Below are 5,392 nucleotides of genomic sequence, written 5' to 3'. Positions count from 1 at the left end.
CGTCCACGACAGCTCGGCGAGCACGACGTTCGACGCGGCCTGCAGGTTGAGCCCGACGCCTGCCGCGGTGAGCGAGCAGACGGCGATGCCGACTTCGGGGTCGCCGTTGAAATCGTCGATGGCCTGCTGCCGGACCGTGGAGGTCTGGTCGCCACGGATCGACACCGAGCGGATGCCTGCCGCGGCGAAGTGCGCCTCGGCCTGGTCCATGACGTCGATGTGCTTCGCGAAGAACACGACCTTGCCGACCGAGCGCTGCAGTTGAGCGGCATAGTCTGCAGCCAGCGGCGCCTTGGCCTGACCGATGCGACGGACCATGGTGAAGACGTTGTCTCCCCCGGTGCCGGCGGCCTTGGACTCCTCGAGCTCGTTCTGGGCGACCAGCCGCACGATGTCCTCGTCGATCTCTCCCGACGCGAGCCCACGGTCTCCGCGAGCCTCGATGATACGGCGGTAGCGAGCGGCGAGCCGCTCCCCCAGCTCGCGCTCGGCCTGGCGGATGCTGCGCCCGAACTCGTCGTCGAGCTGCACCGGCAGATCGGCGATCAGCTTGTCCGGGAGATCGGCGGCGACGTCCTTCTTCTTGCGACGGACGATCCCCATGGAGATCACCGCATCGCGGGCCTCGGGGTAGAACGCCTTGTCTGCCGGGGTGAATCCTGTGGCGTCGAGCTTCTCCATGAGCTCAGGGCCCGGCTTCTCACCGGTGGTCCAGCCGAGGAAGCGCCAGATCGCGTCGAAGTCCTCGACGTCGTTGATCAGCGGCGTACCGGTGAGGGCGAGCATCAGAGGATCGTGCCCCGGAGTGCGCTCGCGCACCTGGGCGGCCAGCGACAGCACGTTCTGCGACCGCTGCGAGGAGAGGTTCTTGATGAAGTGCGCCTCGTCGACGACCATCCCGCGCAGACCGATGGAGGCGAGCCACGACATGTGCCGGTCGAGGATCTCGTAGTTCACGATGAACACGTCGGCGAACGCGTCGATGTCATCGCCGTCGCCCTGGATCACCGTCGCCCGGCGCTGGGGCGTCCAGCGCTCGACCTCGCGCGCCCAGTTCATCTTCACGACGTTGGGCACGACCACCAGCAGCGGATATGCACCAGCGACGGAAGCGGCGAGCACCGACTGCGCGGTCTTGCCGAGACCGGGCTCGTCGGCGAGGAGGAAGCTGCGGTGTCCGGCCTTGACGGCCTCGAGGAACCGGGACTGATGCACCATGACCTCGAGGCCCTTGGGCGAGATGTGGTCGAATTCCGGCGCCGACGGCAGATCCATCGACGCGGCGGACCCACCGGCGCCGGTCTCGAAAGCCTTGTACAGCGGCCCCATGAGCTCCCAGCCGTCGAGACGGCGGCGCGGCGTGGCCGTCGAACGCGGCGTCAGGTCGGGAGCGAGGAAGGGGTTGGCCAACTGTCGCGCCTCGACGGACGGCGGAGTGACCTGGCGCTCCGCGATCGCCGCCGGGATCGCGGAGATCTGCACCGGTGCGGCGTCGGCGATGATGAGCTCTTCCGGGGCGAGTTCGGCTCCGGATTCGAGCAGCCAGTCCCGGCGCATGCGCTTGGCCACCGGCGATGTCGCCTGGTCGGCTTCCAGGAGCTGGATCAGTGAGGTGTCACGGGCGGCCGTCTTCGCGAGGATCGTGGCCACGCCGTCGAGCCGCTTCAGCAACTCGGCGCGTGCGGGATCGCCGATCTCGGCATCCGCCTTCACCCTGGCGCGCTCTTCGCGCACCAGGAAGGCGATCACCTGGAACTTCACTCGATTCGTGGGACCGAGCTTCCCTCGCTGCGACTTCGCCTCGATCTCGCGCACCTTGCGCGCGAGGATCGGGATGAGGGGTGCCTCATCGTCGCGACGGGACGTCTTCTTGCGCCGCGTGGCGGCGGTTGCCGTAGTCGGCATGCTCCTCCTGAGCGTGAAGGCTCCGGCTTCCCCAGGAAACCATGAGCCGTTCTCGTTGTCCGCGTGTGGCGTGAGCCAGGACCGTGCGAACAGTGGATCTTCTTCCCGCCGGGGAACGCGAGAGTCGCGAAGTTCGGCGGGAGCCGATGATCATTCTATGCCATCTCGCTCGCTCAGCGGAGATCGCCCACGCCGAGCCGTCCATCCCGCACGGTCGAACCGGCGATCCGCTCTCGGCTAGGACGAGAGCCCGAGAGCCCGCGCCGCATCCGTGACATCGGCACCCATCTGCACCATCAGCTTGTCGATGCCCTCGAAGGCCACCATGCCCCGCAGCCGCTCCACGAACTCGACCGTGACGTCGTGCCCGTAGAGGTCGAGACCCGTCTCTCCCAGCACGTGAGCCTCGACCTGTCGCACGAGGACGTCGTCGAAGGTGGGATTGGTCCCGACGGAGATCGCCGACGGATGCCGGATCCCGGTGTCGTGGTCGACGAGCCATCCCGCGTACACGCCGTCCGCCGGCACGAACGCATCGACGATGGTCGAGAGGTTCGCCGTGGGGAACCCGAGTTCCCGCCCGCGCTTGAGTCCGTGCACGACGACTCCGCGCACATCGGGATGGCGTCCGAGCACGGTCGTCGCCGCAGCGACGTCGCCCTCCATCAGCAGCTCGCGGATCCAGCTCGACGACACGCGTCGCGTGGAGCCGGGGAGGTACACGTCGTCGATGACCTCGACCGAGAAGCCGTGACGAGGACCGAGCTCGCGCAGAAGCTCGGGGGTGCCGGCTCCCCGAGCGCCGAACCGGAAGTCCTGCCCGACGAGGACCGTGGAGACCCGAAGGGCTCCGACGAGGATGTCGACGACGAAGTCCTCAGCGCTGCGGGCGGCGAGTTCCTCGTCGAACGTGAGCACCAGAGTGGCGTCGAGCCCGAGCTCGCCCAGGAGGTCGAGCTTGCGCTCGACCGTGACGACGTTCTCCGGGCAGCGGTCGGGACGGATCACGGCCAGCGGGTTGCGGTCGAACGTGACGGCGACCGACCGGCTGCCCGTCGCTGCGGCCACTTCCTCGAGGCGCTCGATCACGGCTCGGTGGCCGGCATGGACGCCGTCGAACTTGCCGATCGCGACCGCGCTCGGTCCGAAGTCGTCCGGCACCTCTTCCGGGCTGCGGAAGACGATCACGCGCCGACCTCGACCGGACGCACGACGTCGGCCGGGCGGTGCGTGCGCAGCCACCAGATGCCGAAGACGGGCAGGACCAGCGGAATGAACAGGTAACCGCGCCCGAACAGCGACCACACGGTCTCATGCTGGAACAGGTCGGGCATCAGAAGGCTCAGCACCCCCACCACGAGGACGCCGGTGAGCTCGAAGACGATCGCGACCCAAGCGACCGAGTACCAGCCGCGGCGGCGGGCCAGGACGAGGGCGAGTGTGGCGAGGATGTACACGACGGCGGCGAGTGCGGAGAGCGCGTACGCCAGCGGCGCCTCGTCGAAGCGACGGACGATCTGCACGAAGCTGCGTCCGGTCGCGGCCAGCGCCATCACGGCATAGACGATCACGAGGACGCGACCGATTCCGGTCATCCGAGAGGAGGGGGCGGTGGAGCTCATAGCGCATTCCATCTTAGAGCCGCAGAAGAGGTCGGGTCTGCGCTCCGACCCGCCGCGTCACGCGATCTGGACGGACCAGATGACCTGCATACGCCACAGCATCACCGCGATCGCGAGCGCCGCCACCCCGAGGATCACCGTGCTCCAGCGACTGCGCTCCATGAGCGCCCACAGCACCGCGCCGACGGGCAGGAGCACCGCGGAGACCAGGTAGACCCAGTACTCGAGCAGGTCTCCTGTCGGAGGGTTCCCGATCAGCGGCGCAACGATGGCGACGATCATCTGCACGATGAGCAGCACCTCGACGAGGGCGAGGGCGCCGACGCTGAAGTCGCTCGGCCGTCTGCCGATCAGACCCGCGACGAGACAGAAGATGCCGGCGGCGACGGCGATGACGATCTGCGCGATCGTGAGCCACAGGATCATCGGTCGCCCTCCGGCATGTTCATGGCGCTCTTGAGGTCGGCACCGCGCTTCTCGACGATGCCGATCAGGAGCCCCTCCGGGTCGATCGCTGCACCGATCGTCTCTTCGAGGCGCGCGGCCTGGCCGCTCAGCCGCTTGCCGTGACGGAGGTCGCGTGCCTCGTCACCGGACATCTCCAGCACGGGGAGGATCCGGCCGGCCGCCTCGCCCGGGGTCAGAGTCGCGGCGCCCTCCAGCGCGTCGAGACCGACCGCATCGGACACATCGAACGGACCGACCCGCGTGCGGCGCAGCGCGGTGAGGTGACCGCCGACGCCGAGCGAGGCCCCGAGATCGCGGGCGAGGGAGCGGATGTACGTTCCGGACGAGCAGTCGACGACGACGTCGAGATCGAGATGGCCGTCGCCTCGCCTGGTTGCGAGCAGGTCGAAGCGCGACACGACGACATCGCGTGCGGCGAGCACGACCTCTTCGCCGGCGCGCACGCGCTCATAAGCGCGACGACCGTCCACCTTGATCGCCGAGACGGCACTGGGAACCTGGGAGATCTCACCCGTGAGCTGCGTGATGCCGGCCGACACCGCCTCATCGGTCACCGCGTCCCACGCTTCGGGCGCGGCCATGGTGAGGATCTCCCCTTCCGCATCGTCCGTGCCCGTCGTCTGGCCGAGACGGATCGTCGCCACGTAGGTCTTGTCCGCACCGACGATGTAGGTCAGGAGCCTGGTCGCGCCCTCGATGCCGATCACCAGCAGTCCGGTCGCCATCGGGTCGAGTGTTCCGGCGTGCCCCACCTTGCGGGTGCCGAACGCGCGTCGCGTGCGGGCGACGACGTCGTGACTGGTCAGCCCTGCGGGCTTGTCGACGAGGAGGATGCCGGGCGAGACCATCCCCCCAGCCTACCGAGCGCGCGAGCGGGATCTGCGCGTGCGGATGCCCGGTGGCTCCCCTCTCCTGGCCGTCGATCCGCTCGCATAGGCTGGACGGGTGCCTCTCCCACCGGCCTCTCTCGAGCTGATGTCGCCCCTGCCGACGTGGTATCGAGCGACCGCTCGCGACCTGCCGTGGCGTCGACCTTCCTTCCATGACGAGTTCGGCGCCTGGGGCGTTTTGGTGAGCGAGTTCATGTTGCAGCAGACGCCCGTCACGAGGGTCATCCCTCACCTCGAGGCGTGGTTGGAGCGGTGGCCGACGCCCTCGGAGATGGCCACCGCATCGACAGCGGACGTCGTGCAGCAGTGGGCGAACCTGGGATATCCCCGGCGCGCGCTGTGGTTGCACCGTACCGCGGTCGAGATCACCGAGCGACACATGCAGGCGGCGAGCCTCTGGCTCGACCAGTACAAGACGCTCGTCGAGCCCGACGATCGCATCACGGGTGCGGCGTACACGGGCGTGAACGCGACGATCCCCGGTCTCGCCATCCTCGCGATCATCGC

The 5,392-nt window shown here is 68.5% G+C and carries 5 protein-coding genes and 1 pseudogene; 1 reads left to right on the top strand and 5 read right to left on the bottom strand.

Features of this window, described 5'->3' with window-relative positions:
* The 5 genes from KZA10_RS07385 to truB form a co-directional block, all read right to left on the bottom strand.
* Window positions 1-1,905: DEAD/DEAH box helicase (locus tag KZA10_RS07385; RefSeq protein ID WP_218682536.1), on the bottom strand; the 1,905-nt coding region annotated here is incomplete at its 3' end.
* A gap of 237 nt (window positions 1,906-2,142) precedes the next feature.
* Window positions 2,143-3,093 (bottom strand): bifunctional riboflavin kinase/FAD synthetase, encoded by a 951-nt coding sequence (locus KZA10_RS07380; RefSeq protein WP_218682535.1) that lies wholly within the window; start codon window positions 3,091-3,093, stop codon window positions 2,143-2,145.
* Window positions 3,090-3,527, bottom strand: coding sequence for a hypothetical protein (locus KZA10_RS07375; RefSeq protein WP_371861290.1), 438 nt, complete (start codon window positions 3,525-3,527; stop codon window positions 3,090-3,092). The genes KZA10_RS07380 and KZA10_RS07375 overlap by 4 nt, the downstream gene beginning before the upstream one ends.
* A 57-nt stretch (window positions 3,528-3,584) precedes the next feature.
* Window positions 3,585-3,953, bottom strand: coding sequence for a hypothetical protein (locus KZA10_RS07370; RefSeq protein ID WP_218682534.1), 369 nt, complete (start codon window positions 3,951-3,953; stop codon window positions 3,585-3,587).
* Window positions 3,950-4,843 carry a tRNA pseudouridine(55) synthase TruB gene (truB, locus tag KZA10_RS07365; protein ID WP_218682533.1) on the bottom strand — a complete coding sequence of 298 codons (894 nt, stop codon included), beginning with the start codon at window positions 4,841-4,843 and terminating at the stop codon, window positions 3,950-3,952. Before truB ends, KZA10_RS07370 begins: the two co-directional genes overlap by 4 nt.
* A gap of 127 nt (window positions 4,844-4,970) precedes the next feature.
* On the opposite strand from truB, the pseudogene KZA10_RS07360 reads away from it, so the two are divergent.
* A pseudogene (locus KZA10_RS07360) lies at window positions 4,971-5,392 on the top strand (UPF0182 family protein); the annotation flags it as partial.

The sequence above is a fragment of the Microbacterium sp. BF1 genome (assembly GCF_019279095.1).
GTDB lineage: Bacteria > Actinomycetota > Actinomycetes > Actinomycetales > Microbacteriaceae > Microbacterium > Microbacterium maritypicum.
This window is presented reverse-complemented; position numbering and strand designations above follow the sequence as displayed.

Excerpts from the sequence above, each read along its gene's own strand:
- KZA10_RS07375 (WP_371861290.1), bottom strand. The coding sequence starts at position 3,527 with ATGAGCTCCACCGCCCCCTCCTCTCGGATGACCGGAATCGGTCGCGTC.
- KZA10_RS07370 (WP_218682534.1), bottom strand. The coding sequence starts at position 3,953 with ATGATCCTGTGGCTCACGATCGCGCAGATCGTCATCGCCGTCGCCGCC.
- truB (WP_218682533.1), bottom strand. The coding sequence starts at position 4,843 with ATGGTCTCGCCCGGCATCCTCCTCGTCGACAAGCCCGCAGGGCTGACC.